This window comes from Streptomyces sp. LUP30 (assembly GCF_001746365.1).
GTDB lineage: Bacteria > Actinomycetota > Actinomycetes > Streptomycetales > Streptomycetaceae > Streptomyces.
This window is the reverse complement of the sequence record NZ_MJAJ01000011.1, coordinates 44,085-58,831: the sequence shown is the minus strand read 5'-3', so window position 1 is coordinate 58,831 and position 14,747 is coordinate 44,085. Positions and strand designations below refer to the sequence as shown.

The 14,747-nt window shown below is 72.2% G+C and carries 15 protein-coding genes, 1 pseudogene and 1 riboswitch; of the genes and pseudogenes, 4 read left to right on the top strand and 12 right to left on the bottom strand.

Translation table 11 applies throughout. From position 1 onward, the window contains the following. Nucleotides 1-15 precede the first annotated feature (15 nt). Nucleotides 16-876 (bottom strand): annotated as a pseudogene (locus BG482_RS12185) (cell division protein FtsK); the annotation flags it as partial. Nucleotides 877-1,017: 141 nt separating this feature from the next. Here BG482_RS12185 and BG482_RS12180 point away from each other — a divergent pair. Then, the gene (locus tag BG482_RS12180; protein WP_069768989.1) at nt 1,018-1,200 is read left to right on the top strand and encodes a hypothetical protein; all 183 of its coding nucleotides are present in this window, start codon (nt 1,018-1,020) and stop codon (nt 1,198-1,200) included. Here the strand turns inward: BG482_RS12180 and BG482_RS12175 are convergent. Further along, the gene (locus BG482_RS12175) at nt 1,179-1,622 is read right to left on the bottom strand and encodes an ATP-binding protein (RefSeq protein WP_069768988.1); all 444 of its coding nucleotides are present in this window, start codon (nt 1,620-1,622) and stop codon (nt 1,179-1,181) included. The genes BG482_RS12180 and BG482_RS12175 overlap by 22 nt on opposite strands. A gap of 79 nt (nt 1,623-1,701) precedes the next feature. On the opposite strand from BG482_RS12175, the gene BG482_RS12170 reads away from it, so the two are divergent. After that, on the top strand, nt 1,702-2,529 hold the full coding sequence (locus BG482_RS12170) for a helix-turn-helix transcriptional regulator (RefSeq protein WP_069769080.1): 828 nt from the start codon (nt 1,702-1,704) through the stop codon (nt 2,527-2,529). Next, nucleotides 2,510-2,704, top strand: a complete 195-nt coding sequence (locus BG482_RS12165; RefSeq protein ID WP_069768987.1) for a DUF397 domain-containing protein — start codon at nt 2,510-2,512, stop codon at nt 2,702-2,704. Before BG482_RS12170 ends, BG482_RS12165 begins: the two co-directional genes overlap by 20 nt. Here BG482_RS12165 and BG482_RS12160 read toward each other — a convergent pair. Next, on the bottom strand, nt 2,688-3,857 hold the full coding sequence (locus BG482_RS12160; protein WP_069768986.1) for a steroid 3-ketoacyl-CoA thiolase: 1,170 nt from the start codon (nt 3,855-3,857) through the stop codon (nt 2,688-2,690). The genes BG482_RS12165 and BG482_RS12160 overlap by 17 nt on opposite strands. A 159-nt stretch (nt 3,858-4,016) precedes the next feature. On the opposite strand from BG482_RS12160, the gene BG482_RS12155 reads away from it, so the two are divergent. After that, a complete protein-coding gene (locus BG482_RS12155) occupies nt 4,017-5,255 on the top strand; it encodes a cytochrome P450 (RefSeq protein WP_069768985.1) in 1,239 nt (412 codons plus the stop codon). A 35-nt stretch (nt 5,256-5,290) separates the two neighbouring features. Here BG482_RS12155 and BG482_RS12150 read toward each other — a convergent pair whose 3' ends face one another. The 9 genes from BG482_RS12150 to BG482_RS12110 form a co-directional block, all read right to left on the bottom strand. Continuing rightward, nucleotides 5,291-6,010 (bottom strand): YoaK family protein, encoded by a 720-nt coding sequence (locus BG482_RS12150; RefSeq protein ID WP_069768984.1) that lies wholly within the window; start codon nt 6,008-6,010, stop codon nt 5,291-5,293. A 130-nt stretch (nt 6,011-6,140) separates the two neighbouring features. Then, a complete protein-coding gene (locus BG482_RS12145) occupies nt 6,141-6,557 on the bottom strand; it encodes a transglycosylase SLT domain-containing protein (RefSeq protein WP_069768983.1) in 417 nt (138 codons plus the stop codon). A 329-nt stretch (nt 6,558-6,886) separates the two neighbouring features. Beyond that, a complete protein-coding gene (locus BG482_RS12140; protein WP_069768982.1) occupies nt 6,887-7,747 on the bottom strand; it encodes an ECF transporter S component in 861 nt (286 codons plus the stop codon). Next, entirely contained in the window at nt 7,744-9,525 is a 1,782-nt protein-coding gene (locus BG482_RS12135; protein ID WP_069768981.1) for an ABC transporter ATP-binding protein, read from the bottom strand. Before BG482_RS12135 ends, BG482_RS12140 begins: the two co-directional genes overlap by 4 nt. Continuing rightward, a complete protein-coding gene (locus BG482_RS12130; protein ID WP_069768980.1) occupies nt 9,522-10,595 on the bottom strand; it encodes an energy-coupling factor transporter transmembrane component T in 1,074 nt (357 codons plus the stop codon). Before BG482_RS12130 ends, BG482_RS12135 begins: the two co-directional genes overlap by 4 nt. After that, a complete protein-coding gene (locus BG482_RS12125; protein WP_069769079.1) occupies nt 10,588-11,271 on the bottom strand; it encodes an SCO2322 family protein in 684 nt (227 codons plus the stop codon). Before BG482_RS12125 ends, BG482_RS12130 begins: the two co-directional genes overlap by 8 nt. Before the next feature lie 134 nt (nt 11,272-11,405). Beyond that, nucleotides 11,406-12,656, bottom strand: coding sequence for a prenyltransferase/squalene oxidase repeat-containing protein (locus tag BG482_RS12120; protein WP_069768979.1), 1,251 nt, complete (start codon nt 12,654-12,656; stop codon nt 11,406-11,408). 113 nt (nt 12,657-12,769) lie between these two features. Continuing rightward, nucleotides 12,770-12,890, bottom strand: a riboswitch (cobalamin riboswitch). A gap of 175 nt (nt 12,891-13,065) precedes the next feature. Beyond that, a complete protein-coding gene (locus BG482_RS12115) occupies nt 13,066-13,569 on the bottom strand; it encodes a nuclear transport factor 2 family protein (protein WP_069768978.1) in 504 nt (167 codons plus the stop codon). Between the two features lie 100 nt (nt 13,570-13,669). Further along, the gene (locus BG482_RS12110; protein WP_069768977.1) at nt 13,670-14,695 is read right to left on the bottom strand and encodes an MBL fold metallo-hydrolase; all 1,026 of its coding nucleotides are present in this window, start codon (nt 14,693-14,695) and stop codon (nt 13,670-13,672) included. Between the last annotated feature and the right edge of the window lie 52 nt (nt 14,696-14,747).

The window sequence follows — 14,747 nt, the reverse complement described above, 5'->3', positions numbered from 1 at the left end:
GTGGGCTGTTCGGGTTCACCTGGTGAGCGAGGGCGCGGGTGTTGCTGTCCGGTCGGTCGAGCGGAGGAGGGTATCCAGGCACAGGTCCGGGTCGGCGGTCAGCTGCGAGGTGGCGTCCGCGATGCGGGCGGCGTCGGTGTCGGAGACGCAGGGGGTGCGGATGCGGGTGTAGCCGGGGCGGCCCTGCATCGCCATCACCGCGACCCCGACGTAGGCGGGGTCCTGCAAGGTGACCGGACTGGCGTCGGGCCAGTTGCGGATGTCCTCACCCAGCGCGGCCACCGCGGCCTCCACGGTCTTCTGCGCGAAGGACAGCCCGATGGGGCACACGTCGCGGATGAAGGTCGGGATGGCATCCCCGGTGGTCTTCTGGCTGATCAGGATCACCAGGACGCCGACACTGCGGCCCTTCTTGACCAGGTCCTCCACCAGCCGGGCATTCTCCGCCGTCAACGCGGCCAGGCGCTTGGTGGTGGCGTCGCTGCCCTTGTACTCGCGGAAGAACGTGTGCGCCTCATCGATGATCAGGACCGTGAGCGGCCACTCCGGAGAGGGGCCGACGTGCCACATGTTCTTCACACCCAGCACGTCCCGGATGGTGGCAGAGCGCCGCTTGCGCAGGTCCACCAGGCGCTTGAACAGCGCGTTCGCTTCGTTGAGGTCGTCCCCGCAGAACGCGAACATCCGCTTGACCAGGTCGGCGTAGTCGCCCTCCGATGCCCGCGACACTTTCCCGTCCGCAGTCGCGATCTGCACGGCCGCCGACGGCGCGAAGTCGCAGACGAACTTGTTGACCCCCGAGGTCTTGCCCGCACCCGGGACGCCGGCCACGGTCACGCCGGGCACGTTGGCCAGGGACACGCACACCCTCGCGGCACCTCGTCGCGGCGCTTGTACTGCTCGGCCGCTCCGCCGTCTACGACCTGCTCCGCACCCGTCTTCCCGAGCCGAAGGACCAGCACTTGCCCGCGAGCTGGACAGACTCGTCCACGACCGGCGCACCGAGTCAGTGACGCCGTGCTGCATGCTCTGGTCGACGGCGATGCCGAGGACTACCGCATGCTGGCCGACATGCTGACCTACCTCGAAGCATGGCCGGCTCTCGGCGAGCTGATCGCGCAGGCCGGCAGGAGCGGCGATGCGGACGTGCGGGAGATCGGTGAGGAGTTCTACCGCAGTCACAGGGGACTGCTCCCCTGAGCGGGGGATTTGGTGCACTCGAACCACACCGTCTTCCCGCCCCCTGCCGTCGGCGACACTCCCCACTTGTCGACCAGCGCGTCCAGGAGCAGCAGACCGCGGCCGCCTTCCGACTCCGGGTTCGACTTCGCCGGGGTCGGGAGCAGTTGGCCGTAGGTGTCCGATACCTCTGCCCTGACGCCTGTCTGTTGCTTCAGGAGGAGCACCGTGCAGCGGCTGTCAGGGACGTGGCGTACCACGTTGGCGATCAACTCCGTCAGGGCCAGCTCCACCGTGTCCGTGAGGGGTTCCATGTTCCAGTCCGCCAGGAACCTGCGGGCGATCCTGCGGATGTGGCGGGCGGAGTGCACGTCGACCGTCAGGGTCATGCGGTACTGCGTGGGGACCGGGGGCGCGTAGATCGAGGGGAAGTATCCGTTCACACTACGAGGGTGACCTCGCGCAACTACTCTGGGCTACAGGTTGAATGCAACGAGTGGCTGCGTGAGAGAGGTGCCCTGCGTGACCCATGTGAACATCCTTGACCCCGGAGCCTCCCCGCTCGACTACTACGGGTTCGAGCTGCGGCGCATGCGGGAGGCCGCCGGGCTCACGCAGCGGCAGTTCGGGGACATCCTCAATTACACCGGCTCGCTGGTGGGACAGGTCGAGACCGCCCGCAAGGTGCCCACGCCCGAGTTCAGCGAGCGGGTGGACGCCGCCCTTGGAACTGGTGGGCTGTTCTCGAGGCTCGTCGAGCTCGTTCTTCGTAGCCAACTTCCGGCCTGGTTCCGGCAGGTGGCAGAGCTTCAGGCGCGGGCCACTGAGATCTACTCCTTCGAGATGGGTATGGTGCCGGGCCTCCTTCAGACCCGGGCGTACACTCGCGCGGTGCTCGGGGCGATGGACAAGGCGAACCTCGATGATCGCACCGCCGTCCGGCTCGCCCGGCAGCGGATCTTCGAGAAGGCCGAGCCGCCGCTTTTCTGGGTCGTCCTGAGTGAGGCCGCGCTCTATCAGGAGATCGGCGGCCCGGAGATCATGCGGGAACAACTGGCCCACCTGTTGGCTTTCCGGGACGATCCTCGGATCAACATTCAGGTGTTGCCCTTCTCGGCAGGGGCGCACGCGGGGATGACGGGCTCATTCGACATCTATCGCTTCCACAGCGACCCGGCCATCGTCTATACCGAGGGTTACGGCAGCGCGCATCCCAGCGCCGATCCGGACACCGTCAAGTACTGCTCGCTCCGTTACGATCATCTGCAGGCCGCCGCGCTCTCCTTGAAGGACACGGCGGAGCTGATCCGGCGCCTGATGGAGGAACGCTATGGAGATCAACTGGCGTAAGTCCAGCTACAGCAGCGACCAGGGCGGCAACTGCGTCGAGGTCGCCCAGCTCCAGAGAGCTGCCGTCGCCGTCCGCGACTCCAAGTCCCCGGCGGGCCCGATCCTCATCATCGAGCCCGCCGCATTCTCGACGTTCCTCGCCTGGACCGGCGGTGGCGCTACAGCCGCTGGATGATCGTGCCCGTCGCCAGTGCGCCGCCCGCGCACATGGTGATCAGGGCGAACTCCTTGTCGGTGCGCTCCAGTTCGTGCAGGGCCGTGGTGATCAGGCGGGCGCCCGTCGCGCCGACCGGGTGGCCGAGGGCGATGGCGCCGCCGTTGACGTTGACCTTGGTCATGTCCGCCTCGAAGACCTGGGACCAGCTCAGCACGACCGACGCGAAGGCCTCGTTGATCTCGACGAGGTCGATGTCCTTCAGGGACATGCCCGCCTTGCCCAGGACGGCCTTCGTCGCGTCGATCGGGCCGTCCAGGTGGAAGTGCGGGTCGGCTCCCACCAGGGCCTGGGCCACGATCCGTGCCCTCGGCTTCAGCTTCAGGGCCTTCGCCATCCGTTTCGACGCCCACATGATCGCCGCCGCTCCGTCGCTGATCTGCGAGGAGTTGCCGGCCGTGTGGATCGCCGTCGGCATTACGGGCTTGAGGCCCGCCAGGGCTTCCGGGGACGTGTCGCGCAGGCCCTCGTCGCGGTCGACCAGGCGCCACATGCCCTGGCCGGCCGCCTGCTCGTCCTCGGTGGTGGGGACCTGGACCGCGAACGTCTCGCGCTTGAAGCGCTCCTCCGACCAGGCCGTCGCCGCCCGGGTCTGGGAGAGGAGGCCGAGGGCGTCGACGTCCTCGCGGCCCAACCCCCTTCTGCGGGCGATGCGTTCCGCCGCCTCGAACTGGTTGGGGAGGTCCACGTTCCACTCGTCCGGGAACGGTTTGCCCGGGCCGTGCTTGGAGCCCGAACCGAGGGGGACACGGCTCATCGCCTCGACGCCGCAGCTGATGCCGACGTCGATCACGCCTGCCGCGATCATGTTGGCCGTCATGTGCGAGGCCTGCTGCGAGGAGCCGCACTGGCAGTCGACCGTCGTCGCCGCCGTCTCGTAGGGGAGGCCCACCGTCAGCCAGGCCGTCCTCGCGGGGTTCATGGACTGTTCGCCGGCGTGGGTCACCGTGCCGCCGACGATCTGTTCGACCGCGTCGGCGGGGATGCCGGTGCGGCCGAGGAGTTCGCGGTAGGTCTCGCCCAGGAGGTAGGCGGGGTGCAGGTTGGCGAGCGCGCCGCCGCGCTTGCCGATGGGGGTGCGGACTGCTTCCACGATCACGGGTTCGGCGGCCATGGGTGCGGATCCCTTCGGAACTAGTACGTGTTCTAGTTCTGCTGCATGCAGTCTGCTGACGTGATGTGCGTCACCGCAAGGGTCTTGCAGCCTCGAGGGTCCTGAACTACCTTCACCGCACTCTGTTTCTGATGGCTCGTCAGACGGCTGGAGCCGCCGATGCCCTGTCCAGCGCTTCCCGACGGGTTCGACTTCACCGACCCGGACCTGCTGCAACACCATGTGCCCCTGCCGGAGTTCGCCGCGTTGCGACAGGCCGAACCGGTCCGCTGGATCCCGCAGACGGGCAATGTCGCCGGTTTCCAGGACGAGGGGTACTGGGCCGTGACCCGGCACGCGGACGTGAGATACGTGTCCACGCACCCCGAGATCTTCTCCTCCTACCTCAACACCGCGATCATCCGGTTCAACGAGCACATCGAGCGCGCTTCGATCGACGCCCAGCGCTTCATCCTGCTGAACATGGATCCGCCCGAACACACCCGGGTGCGGCAGATCGTGCAGCGGGGGTTCACGCCGAGGGCGATCCGGGGGCTCGAGGAGCGGTTGCGGGCGCGGGCCACCGCCATCGTCGCGCGGGCGCGCGAGCAGGGCGGCGACTCCTTCGACTTCGTGACGTCCGTCGCCTCGGAACTGCCTCTGCAGGCCATCGCGGAGCTGATCGGCGTACCGCAGGACGACCGCGCCAAGATCTTCGACTGGTCCAACAAGATGATCGCGTACGACGACCCCGAGTACGCCGTCACCGCCGAGGTCGGCCATCAGTCCGCCGCCGAGATCCTGTCGTACGCCATGGACATGGCCGCCGAGCGGAAGAAGTGCCCCGCTCAGGACATCGTCTCCACGCTCGTGGCCGCGGAGAACGAGGGCAATCTCAACTCCGACGAGTTCGGGTTCTTCGTGCTGATGCTCGCTGTCGCCGGCAACGAGACGACCCGCAACGCCACCACGCACGGGATGCACGCCTTCCTCACCCATCCCGAGCAGTGGGAGCTGTACAAGCGCGACCGGCCCGCCACGGCCGCCGAGGAGATCGTGCGGTGGGCGACGCCCGTCGTCGCCTTCCAGCGGACCGCCACCCAGGACACCGAGCTCGGCGGCAAGCTGATCAGGAAGGGCGACCGGGTCGGGATCTTCTACGCCTCCGCCAACCGCGATCCCGAGGTGTTCGACCGGCCCGACGAATTCGACGTCACCCGGGATCCCAACCCGCATCTCGGCTTCGGCGGGGGCGGACCGCACTTCTGCCTCGGCAAGTCCCTGGCGGTGCTGGAGATCAACCTCATCTTCAACGCCATCGCCGACGCCATGCCCGACCTGCGCCTGGTCGAGGATCCGCGCCGGCTGCGGTCCGCCTGGATCAATGGGGTGAAGGAGTTGCGGGTCGACGCGGGGTGACCGGCGTGCCGTGAAGGGGAATCCGGTGTCCGGCGTCAGTCCCTGCCGGACACCGTGAACGTCAGGACCGCCGACGTCGCGGCGGCCAGCAGCAGCGGAACCGCCAGGTCGTGGTGGAGCACCAGGACCGCGCCCAGGACCGCGCCCGTGAACATCGCGGCCACGGACGCCGTGCGGCGCGGGGATCGCGGGCGGGTGCCGTCGCCCGCCCAGGAGTCGGCGGCCAGGCCGGTCAGGGTCATCGTCACGACGGTGGTCGTGGTGAGGCCGCGCACCGCCAGCTTGCGGACCGTCGCGTTGCGCAGCCCCATCGCGAAGGCGGTCAGGGCGATGATCGTGTAGACGGTGGCCGGGGCGTCGTCCGGGGTGGCGGCCGCCACGGCCGCCGCGGCGGCCAGCAGGAGGGCCTCGACGCCCAGCGTCATCCGGGCCAGGCCGCGGCGTGAGAGCGCGCCCATGTGCCGGGTCGCCCGGCCGCCGGTCGCGGCGCCCAGCAGGAAGCAGACGAGCGAGGCCGCCGTGTGCGGGACCGAGAAGCCCGGGGCGCCGGCGGCGGCGAAACCGAGGACGACGACGTTGCCGGTCATGTTGGCGGTGAACACATGCCCCAGGCCGAGATAGGTCACCGCGTCGATCAGGCCGCTCATGGCGGTCAGGGCGAGGAGGGCGGGGACCAGACGCAGGCCGCGTGCGTCGTGCTGGCCCCCGGTCTGCGGGTCCCGCGGCGGCTCGGTCGGGTGCTCGGTGCCGGTCATCCGCTCAGTGCAGCACGGCGAGGCGGCGAAACGCCGAAAGCGGCGGCCCCGGGGATCGGGGGCCGCCGCTCTCGTCGCGCTGAACGCGCGTTCTTGGGGGAGTGAACTCAGGAGCTCACTGGGGGTCGGCTCAGTACCAGCCGTTCGCCTGCCAGAAGTTCCAGGCCGCGACCGGGCTGCCGTAGCGGGAGTTCATGTAGTCCAGACCCCACTTGATCTGGGTCTTGGCGTTGCTCTTCCAGTCGGAGCCGGCCGAGGCCATCTTCGAGCCGGGCAGGGCCTGCACGAGGCCGTAGGCGCCGGAGGAGGCGTTGGTGGCGCTGACGTTCCAGCCGCTCTCGTGCTTGACGATGTTGGAGAAGGCGTTGTACTGAGCCGCGTTCGGGATCATCTTGTGCGCGATCGCCTGGGCCTGGGAGGCGGAGGAGGCCGTCGCGGCGTGGGCGGGAGCTGCGGACAGCGCCATGCCTGCGGTGGCGGCGGCCACGGCGATGCCGGTGAGGGCCTTCTTCGGGGAAGCGATGCGACGGATGACGGAGACGGACACGGAGAACCTTTTCCTTCGGGGACGTTGTGGTCGCCTGCATGCCGGAGTCACGCGGTGCGTGGGCCGCGCCGCGTGAGGTGCGGTGGGTGGCTGCATGCCGTGGCGTCGAGGCCGTGAGGCTCTTCGGCGCCCTGCGACGTCATCCAGAGAAACAGGATCCGGCGCTGTCCGCAAAGACCCCTTTTGCTAGTTGTGGCCGTAGTCGGGGGGAGTGCCACTTGTGTGACCTGCCTCTCAACGTGCAGGTCAGAGGCCCTAATGGCATGGGCATGGCGTCCGAATTGCCGGACTAGGTCAGATAGTAGGTGATGTGAGTCATGTGGGGTGGTTCACCGGTCAACGGCCTCCCGGGCGGCTCTCGGGGGCTCTCCGGGGCTCTCGAATGTGACCGCCGTCTCGAAGGCCGCCCTGCGCGTAGCTCGGCGTAGCGCCCTGAGCACCGCCGGGCCGAGGGTGAGCGTCAGCGACATCGTCACCAGCGCCCGCCCCAGGTCCCAGCCCAGCGACGTCGCCACGCAGTACGCGACGAAACGCGCCAGGTTCGCCGGGACCGTCCCGTCCGGGTCGAAGGCCACCCCCGAGGCCAGCGCGCCCATGAACGGCCAGCCGGCCATGTTCATCGCCGTGCCGTAGGCGAAGGCGGCCAGGAAGCCGTACCCCGCGAGCAGCGCCAGCTCGGCCCGGCCGCGCAGCCGCTCCGGACCCGGCAGCAGCCCCGCCCCCATCGTGAACCAGCCCATCGCCAGCATCTGGAACGGCATCCACGGACCCACCCCGCCCGTGAGCAGGGCGGACGCGAACATCGTGACCGAGCCCAGGACGAAGCCGAAACCCGGGCCCAGCACCCGGCCGCTCAGCACCATCAGGAAGAACATGGGCTCGATCCCCGCCGTCCCGGCGCCGATCGGCCGCAGGGCCGCGCCCGTCGCCGCCAGCACGCCGAGCATCGCCACCGCCTTCGCGCCGAGCCCGGACTCCGAGATCGTCGCCGTCACGACCGCGACCAGCAGCACCAGCAGGCCCGCGAACAGCCACGGCGCGTCCTGCGCGTGCGCGTTCAGGGCGGAGCTCGGCGGGGCCAGGAAGGGCCAGCCGAACGCGATCACGCCCACCGCGCCGACCAGCGCCAACGCGGCCAGGGAACGGGGGCCCAACCGCACGGGACGGGAGCGCCGCCGGGGCGTCGTCATCGCAGCGCCCGCCTCACCTGCGCGACCGTGAGCCACTCCTGCGGCGCGAGGATCTTCGTCACCTGCGGGGCGAAGGACGGGGACGAGACCACCACCTCCGCCGTGGGACCGTCGGCGATCACCTCGCCCTCCGCGAGCAGCACCACCCGGTCGGCCAGTTCGGCGGCCAGTTCCACGTCGTGAGTGGCGAGCACGATCGCGTGACCGGCGGCGGCCAGCCCGCGCAGGACGGCGACCAGGCGGGCCTTCGCCGCGTAGTCGAGGCCGCGGGTGGGCTCGTCGAGCAGCAGGAGCGGCGGCCGGGCGGCGAGGACGACCGCCAGCGCGAGCGTGAGCCGCTGGCCCTCGGACAGATCGCGGGGGTGGGTGTCGTCCGCGATGCCGGGGAGGAGCTCCGAGACCAGGGCGCGGCAGGCGCCGGGCGCGGCCTGCGCGTCCCGGTCGGCCGCCGCGCACTCGGCGGCGACCGTGTCGGCGTAGAGCAGGTCGCGCGGCTCCTGCGGGACCAGGCCGACGCGCCGGACCAGGTCGCGGGGGGAGGTGCGGTGCGGGACCGCGCCGCCGACGCGCACCGTGCCGGCGGACGGCGCGACCAGGCCGACGAACGCGTTGAGCAGCGTCGACTTCCCGGCGCCGTTGCGGCCCATGAGGGCGACGGTCTCGCCGGGCCCGACGGTGAGGCCGACGTCGCGCAGGGCCTGGACGCCGCCCCGGCGGACGGCGAGCGACCGGGCCTGGGCGGGCGGCGCGGACAGGGTGCGAGCGGGAGGAGAGCAAGCGGCGGGGGAGGGGGTCGCAGGGGAGGCGGCGGCCGGGGCCGACCGTGCGGCCGGGGCGGGGAGAGAGCGGCGGAAGAGGCGGCGGGCCCGAGGGACGGCGGTGGGGGCGGGGGCGGCTGACTCGACTGCCGGTACCGGGGCGGGAGCGGATACGGGCCTCGGAGGTATTTCTCGGGCCTCCCGAGCGGCCAGGAGTTCCCGCAGGTCTACGGCCCTGCGGCGGGCGTCGCGGACCGTCAGCGGCAGCGGGGACCAGCCCGCCAGCCGGCCCAGGTCCACCACCGGCGGGAACACCGGGGAGACGGCCATGACGTCCGCCGGCGCGCCGAGGAGCGGGGCCGCCCCGGCGGCGGGCAGCAGGGCGACCTGGTCGGCGTACTGCAGGACGCGTTCCAGGCGGTGCTCGGCCAGCAGCACCGTCGTGCCGAGGTCGTGGACGAGCCGCAGCAGGACGGCGAGGACCTCCTCCGCGGCCGCCGGGTCGAGCGCGGACGTCGGCTCGTCCAGGACGAGCACCCGGGGATGCGGGGTGAGGACCGAGCCGATCGCGACCCTCTGCTGCTGGCCGCCCGAGAGGGTGGCGAGCGGACGGTCGCGCAGGGCGGCCAGGCCGAGCAGGTCGAGGGTCTCCTCGACGCGGCGGCGCATCACCGTAGGCGGAAGGCCCAACGACTCCATGCCGTAGGCGAGTTCGTCCTCGACCGTGTCCGTCACGAAGTGCGAGAGGGGGTCCTGGCCCACCGTCCCCACGACGTCGGCGAGTTCACGCGGCTTGTGGGTGCGGGTGTCGCGGCCGGCGACCGTGACACGGCCGCGCAGGACGCCGCCGGTGAAGTGCGGCACGAGCCCGCTCACCGTGCCGAGCAACGTCGACTTGCCCACCCCCGACGGGCCCGCCAGCAGCACGAGTTCGCCCTCGGGGACGGTGAAGTCGACGTCCCTGACGGTGGGTTCGGCGACGCCGTCATACGTCACGGAGACGTTCTCGAAGCGGATCACGACGGCTCCTTGTGCACGAACGCGGGCAGCAGGGCGAGGAGTACGGCCGCCGCCGGCCACAGCGGGAGGGCGGGCGCGGTCAGCGGGACCACCCCCGGATTCAGGGCCGCCGGGTCGGCGGAGGCGGCCATGACGAGCAGGGCCGCTACCGCGACGCCGGAGGCGGCGGTCAGACAGGCCCGCGGGGTCCAGCGGTCCGGGCGGTAGCGGGTGCGCGCCGAACGGCGGCCCCCCAGCCGCAGCCCGGCGAGGGCCGCGACCACACCGGCGAACAGCACCGGAAGGCCGTAGGTGCCGCCGGCGGTGGTGAGCAGGCCGTAGGTTCCCGCGCAGACGCCGAGCAGGCCGCCCAGCGTGAGGGCGCCGGTGGTGCGGCGTACGGGGGCGGGGACGTCGGCGGTACGGCCGTAACCGCGCGCGTCCATCGCGGCGGCCAGGGCGACCGAGCGCTCCAGGGCGCCCTCCAGCACCGGCAGGCCCACCTGGAGCAGGCCGCGCAGGCCCCGGTCCGGACGGCCCCGCAGACGGCGGGCGGCGCGCAGACGGTGGACGTCCGCGATGAGGTTCGGGGCGAAGGTGAGCGCCACGACCACCGCCACCCCCGTCTCGTACAGGGCGCCCGGGAGCGCCTTCAGCAGGCGCGACGGGGAGGCCAGGGCGTTCGCTGCGCCGATGCACACGAGGAGGGTGGCCAGCCTCAGACCGTCGTACAAAGCGAAGAGCAGGCCCTCGGCCGTGACCGGGCCGCCCAGCCGGATGCCCTGCGCCCAGTGCGGCAGCGGGATTTCGGGCAGCGTGAGCAGCACATGCGTGCCCGGGATCGGCGAGCCGAGCGCGACCACGAAGACGAGACGGACGACGAGGACGGCGAGGGCCAGCTTGAGGAACGCGGAGTAGGAACGGGACCAGGGGGTGTCGGGGCGGCACACGGTGACGACGTACGCGGAGGCGGTGAGCAGCAGGCCGAGCAGGAGCGGGTTGGTGGTGCGGGTGGCGGCGGCGCCGAGGCCGAGGGCCCACAACCACCAAGCGCCGGGGTGCAGTTGAGGCGAGGAGCGGCGGTCAGCCATTCCGGCGCCGCCGCGCCTGCCACACCGCGGCCGCGCCCAGCACCGCCACCGCCGCCCCGCCCGCGAACAGGCCCACCGACGGGCCCCCGTCCTTCCCGCCGCCGTTCGTGCTGCTGTTCGTGTTGCTGTTGCTGTTTCCGGTCTCCGCGGTCGTCGTCGGCTGCCGGGTGCGCGTCCCGTCCGTCGACACCTGCTCTCCGCACCCGGTCCCCGGATACCCGGCGATCGCGCACAGCAGGGCGTTGGCGTCGTAGCGCAGCGGCTTGGCGACCGCGGCGAGCGCCTCGGCCGTCGTCGCCCCGGAGTCGACCTGGGCGCACGCCGTGCGCGGCGCGGGCGACGGCGGGGTCTCGCCGCCCGGGGCGTCCGCCGCCGTGCCGAAGTCGATGACCAGGGCCACCCGCTTCGTGCCGTCCCGCGCGGGCGTCTTCGCGCAGATCGCCGCGAAGGAGGCGGCGCCGCGCGGCTGCGTCGCGTCCTGCGAGTCCTCGCTCACCGCGAACCGGAAGCCCTCGACGTCGCCGTCGAGGGGGCGGGCGGTGGACGGGCCCTGGGTGGCGTAGGTCCAGTGGTCGCCGGCGCGGTCCCAGAAGGACCAGTAGCGGTAGCCGGCGGCCTGGGCCGAGCCCGCCGCGCCCGTCAACACCAGCGCCGAGGCGGCGAGTACGGCGGCCAGGAGCTGGACGCGGCCGCGGACCCGCCCGTACGCACGAGAGGCACGGGCACGGGCACGGCCACGGGCACGGGCACGGATATCGGCACGGGCGTGAGTATGGGCGCGCGCGGGGGTGCGTACGGCGGGCAGACGCCTCACGGCTGCTGCTTCCTGCCGCGGACGCTGATCAGGAAGCCGATGCCGATGCCGGCCACGAGGAAGACGCCGATGATCAGCCAGAGGCTGTAACCCGTGCCGGAGCCGTCCGAGTCGTCCGCCTTCTTCGGGTCCGCCGAGGCGGTCGCGCCGGCCGCCTTCGCTGCGCTCTGCGGGGCCGGACCCGTCGCGTTGAGCTGTGCGACCAGGTCCGTGCCGCCGAAGGCGTGCGGATCGACGCCCATGGCGTGCGCCGCGAAGACCAACTGGGCGTAGGCGGCGGGCCCGTTCTGCTTCGCCCAGCCCACGGCGTTCTGCTCCAGCCAGGCCAGGGGCTTCCTGGCCTGCTCGGTCCACCCGAGGGCGGCGAGGGCGACCACCGCGTCGGCGGTGTTGCCGTAGTCGGGCTGGTCCGCGGAGCCGGGCAGGACCGACTTCAGATGGCCGTCGTGGGCGACCGCCCCGGCGAGGTAGGCCGCGCCGTTGCGGGCGAGCCCGTCCGGGGTGAGCGCGGCGGAGGAGCCGCCGCACGCGTGGTCGCCCGGCGACGCCTTGCCGGCCGTCGTCACGAACCCCTTGCCGAGGACGCCGAGGACGCCCGCCGCCGTCGCGTCCGCGTTGGCCGCGAGGCCGCCCTTCTTGTCCGGCTGGTACGCGAACGCGCCGCCGCCGGCCCGGTCGCAGGGGAGGGAGAGCTTCACGAGGGCGTCGTACGGCGACTTTCCGGCCTTCTTCACTCCGCCCGGCTGCTGCCCGGCCGCTGCCAGCGCCCCGGCCACGACGGACGTCGAGTTCGTGTCGCTGGCCCCGCCGGGGAAGTAGCCCCAGCCGCCGTCCGTGTTCTGCACGGACTTCAGCCAGCCGACCGCCTTCTGCGTCCCGGCGCTGTGGCCGCCGAGCGCGGCCAGCGTCTGGACGGCGGCCGCCGTGCTGTTGGTGTCCACCGTCAGCTTCGCGTCGCACGGCTTGGCGGCGTCGGCGCGGAAAGCGGCGAAGGAGCCGTTCGCGCACTGCTGGCCGGCCAGCCAGGTCACGGCCGCGTCGGCCGGGGCGACGCCCGTGGTGTGCTGCGCGAGCAGGGCCAGCGACTGGCGCCAGACGCCGTCGTAGGTCGGGTCCCCGGTCCCGTACAGCCCGGCGGGTATCGCCGCGGGCGGGGTGGGGGACGCGGTGGCGGCCACCGCGGGGACGGCGGCGCCCAGCACGACGGTGGCGGCGGCCAGAGCCGCGGCGCTACGGCGGACGTTCATGATCGGCGGGTGCCTCTCCCTGTGAGGGAGCCGGGCAGCACGGGGCGACCCCGGCGGCTCGGCTCCGTATGCCTCGACGGTGCCGTGCGACGGCCGACCTGCCGACGCACATGAGCCGGTCACGGCCCCGTGCCAGGTGATCCGGCTGTCAACGGTTGCGGGTCAGCGCCGGAATTGCACCGGCTTCCCCCTGTACGGGCGTGATACGACCCGGCCACTCTACCGGCAGGTAAGCAGGCGTCCGAGGGGCGCCTGCGGACGACGGCGGGCTCCTGCCCGTGTCCCTGCCCGTGTCCCTGCCTGGGTCCTGCTCATGCCGGTGGCCGGACGGAGGCGGTGCGCCGACGGCCCGCCGCCCCCGCGATGCGCCCGCTGGAGAGGTAACTCCTCGTCCCCGCGCGGGAGTCGGTCAGGTCGCCGACGGCTCGACCGCGCGCGGCGTGGGCCCCCCGAAGGGCAGGAACAGCACCCGCCGGTCCAGCAGCCACTCGCCGCCGACCCGGCGGAACGTGTCCTCGTAGTGGCCGACCTGGACCGGGGGGCCCGCGGGGACGGTGCCGCCCTCGTACCCGTCGACCCGGTGCGTCGAGAAGTACGAGGTGGCCGTGGCGGCGTCCGGCGCGGTCACCGTGACCAGGATGTTCGCCATGAGACGGCGGGACAGTCGGTCGGCGGGCCGCGCGCCGAAGTACTCCCGCAGCGCCGGCCGCCCCTGGACGAGCCGCTCGCCGGCCGGCCACGCCCAGCTGCCGTCCTCGGTGAACAGTTCGGCCACGGTCGGCGGTTCGCCGAGGTCGAGACGGTGGACGAAGTCGACGACGAGCCGCTCACAGGCGCGTTCGGCGAGCAGCCGCTCCAGGGGGTCGATCGGGTCGATCGGGTCGATCGGGTTCACAGGGTCGATCGGGTTCATAGGGTCCTTGGAGTCCATGGAGCTGTCCGACAGGTGGGCCCGCCACCACGCGATCGGACCGACCGGATCGTGCGGAGCCCCAGGGGTCAGGGGGCAGGGATCACACCGCCGCGTACGTCACGGGGTCGCTGCCCGTCACGGCCTCCGCCCGGCCCAGCTTCACCAGCCGCCGCAGATGCGCCTCGGCCTCGGAGACGGCGATGTTCCTCGACCCGTAGGGGATCTGCTCCCAGGGCCGGTTCCACTCCATGCGTTCGGCGAGCTGCCATGGGGTGAGGGGCGAGGCGAGGAGTGAGATGAGCCCCGTGAGGCGCTCCTCGTGGTGAGCGAGCAACTCCCTTACCCGGGACGAGGCGTCGGTGAAGGCGTGCTGGTGGGCCGGGAGGATCTCGGCGGGCCCGAGCCGGCCGACCCGCTCGAGGGAGTCGAGGTAGTCGCCCAGGGGGTCGGTCACCGTCGCGTCGTCGGGGTCCTCGTAGAGGCCGATGTGCGGGGTGATGCCGGGGAGCACATGGTCACCGGAGAACAGCCGGCCGCGGCCCGGGAGCCCGGCCGGGTGGTCCTCCTCCAGGTGCAGGCAGACATGGCCGGGGGTGTGCCCGGGGGTCCAGATCGCGCGCAGTCGGCGGCCGGGCAGATCGAGGAGCTCGCCGGGGACGATCTCACGGTCGGGGAGGGCGGGGGAGAGGCCGGGCAGGGTGCGGCGGCGCGCCGTGCGCAGCGGGGCGAGGTGCGCGTCCGGGGCTCCGGCGGCGGCCAGTTTCTCGGCCATGTACGTGTACCAGCGCTCGGGGCGGGTCTCCCGGGTCCGCCGCACGATCGACGCGTCCGCCGCGTGCATCGCCACCCACGCCCCGGACGCCTCCCGCACCTGGGCGGACAGGCCGTGGTGGTCGGGGTGGTGGTGGGTGATGACGACGCCGTGCAGCGCGGTGACGGACGTGCCGCAGGCCCTGAGGCCCGCATCGAGGGCGTCCCAGGAGGCGGGGTCGTCCCAGCCGGTGTCGACGAGCACCGGCCCGCGGTCGGTGTCGACGACATAGACGAGCGTGTGGCCGAGCGGGTTGTCAGGGATGGGCACCCGCAGGGACCGCACACCCCCGCCATGATCGAACACGTTCGTCATCTGCCCTCCGTCCCACGGCCATTGCCCACTATAACTAGAACTGGTATCAGTT

What these genes read in the sequence shown, in the direction of transcription:
- BG482_RS12165 (WP_069768987.1), top strand. Translation starts at nt 2,510, where the DNA reads ATGGAGATCAACTGGCGTAAGTCCAGCTACAGCAGCGACCAGGGCGGC.
- BG482_RS12160 (WP_069768986.1), bottom strand. Translation starts at nt 3,857, where the DNA reads ATGGCCGCCGAACCCGTGATCGTGGAAGCAGTCCGCACCCCCATCGGC.
- BG482_RS12155 (WP_069768985.1), top strand. Translation starts at nt 4,017, where the DNA reads ATGCCCTGTCCAGCGCTTCCCGACGGGTTCGACTTCACCGACCCGGAC.
- BG482_RS12150 (WP_069768984.1), bottom strand. Translation starts at nt 6,010, where the DNA reads ATGACCGGCACCGAGCACCCGACCGAGCCGCCGCGGGACCCGCAGACC.
- BG482_RS12140 (WP_069768982.1), bottom strand. Translation starts at nt 7,747, where the DNA reads ATGACGACGCCCCGGCGGCGCTCCCGTCCCGTGCGGTTGGGCCCCCGT.
- BG482_RS12130 (WP_069768980.1), bottom strand. Translation starts at nt 10,595, where the DNA reads ATGGCTGACCGCCGCTCCTCGCCTCAACTGCACCCCGGCGCTTGGTGG.
- BG482_RS12120 (WP_069768979.1), bottom strand. Translation starts at nt 12,656, where the DNA reads ATGAACGTCCGCCGTAGCGCCGCGGCTCTGGCCGCCGCCACCGTCGTG.
- BG482_RS12115 (WP_069768978.1), bottom strand. Translation starts at nt 13,569, where the DNA reads ATGAACCCGATCGACCCTGTGAACCCGATCGACCCGATCGACCCGATC.
- BG482_RS12110 (WP_069768977.1), bottom strand. Translation starts at nt 14,695, where the DNA reads ATGACGAACGTGTTCGATCATGGCGGGGGTGTGCGGTCCCTGCGGGTG.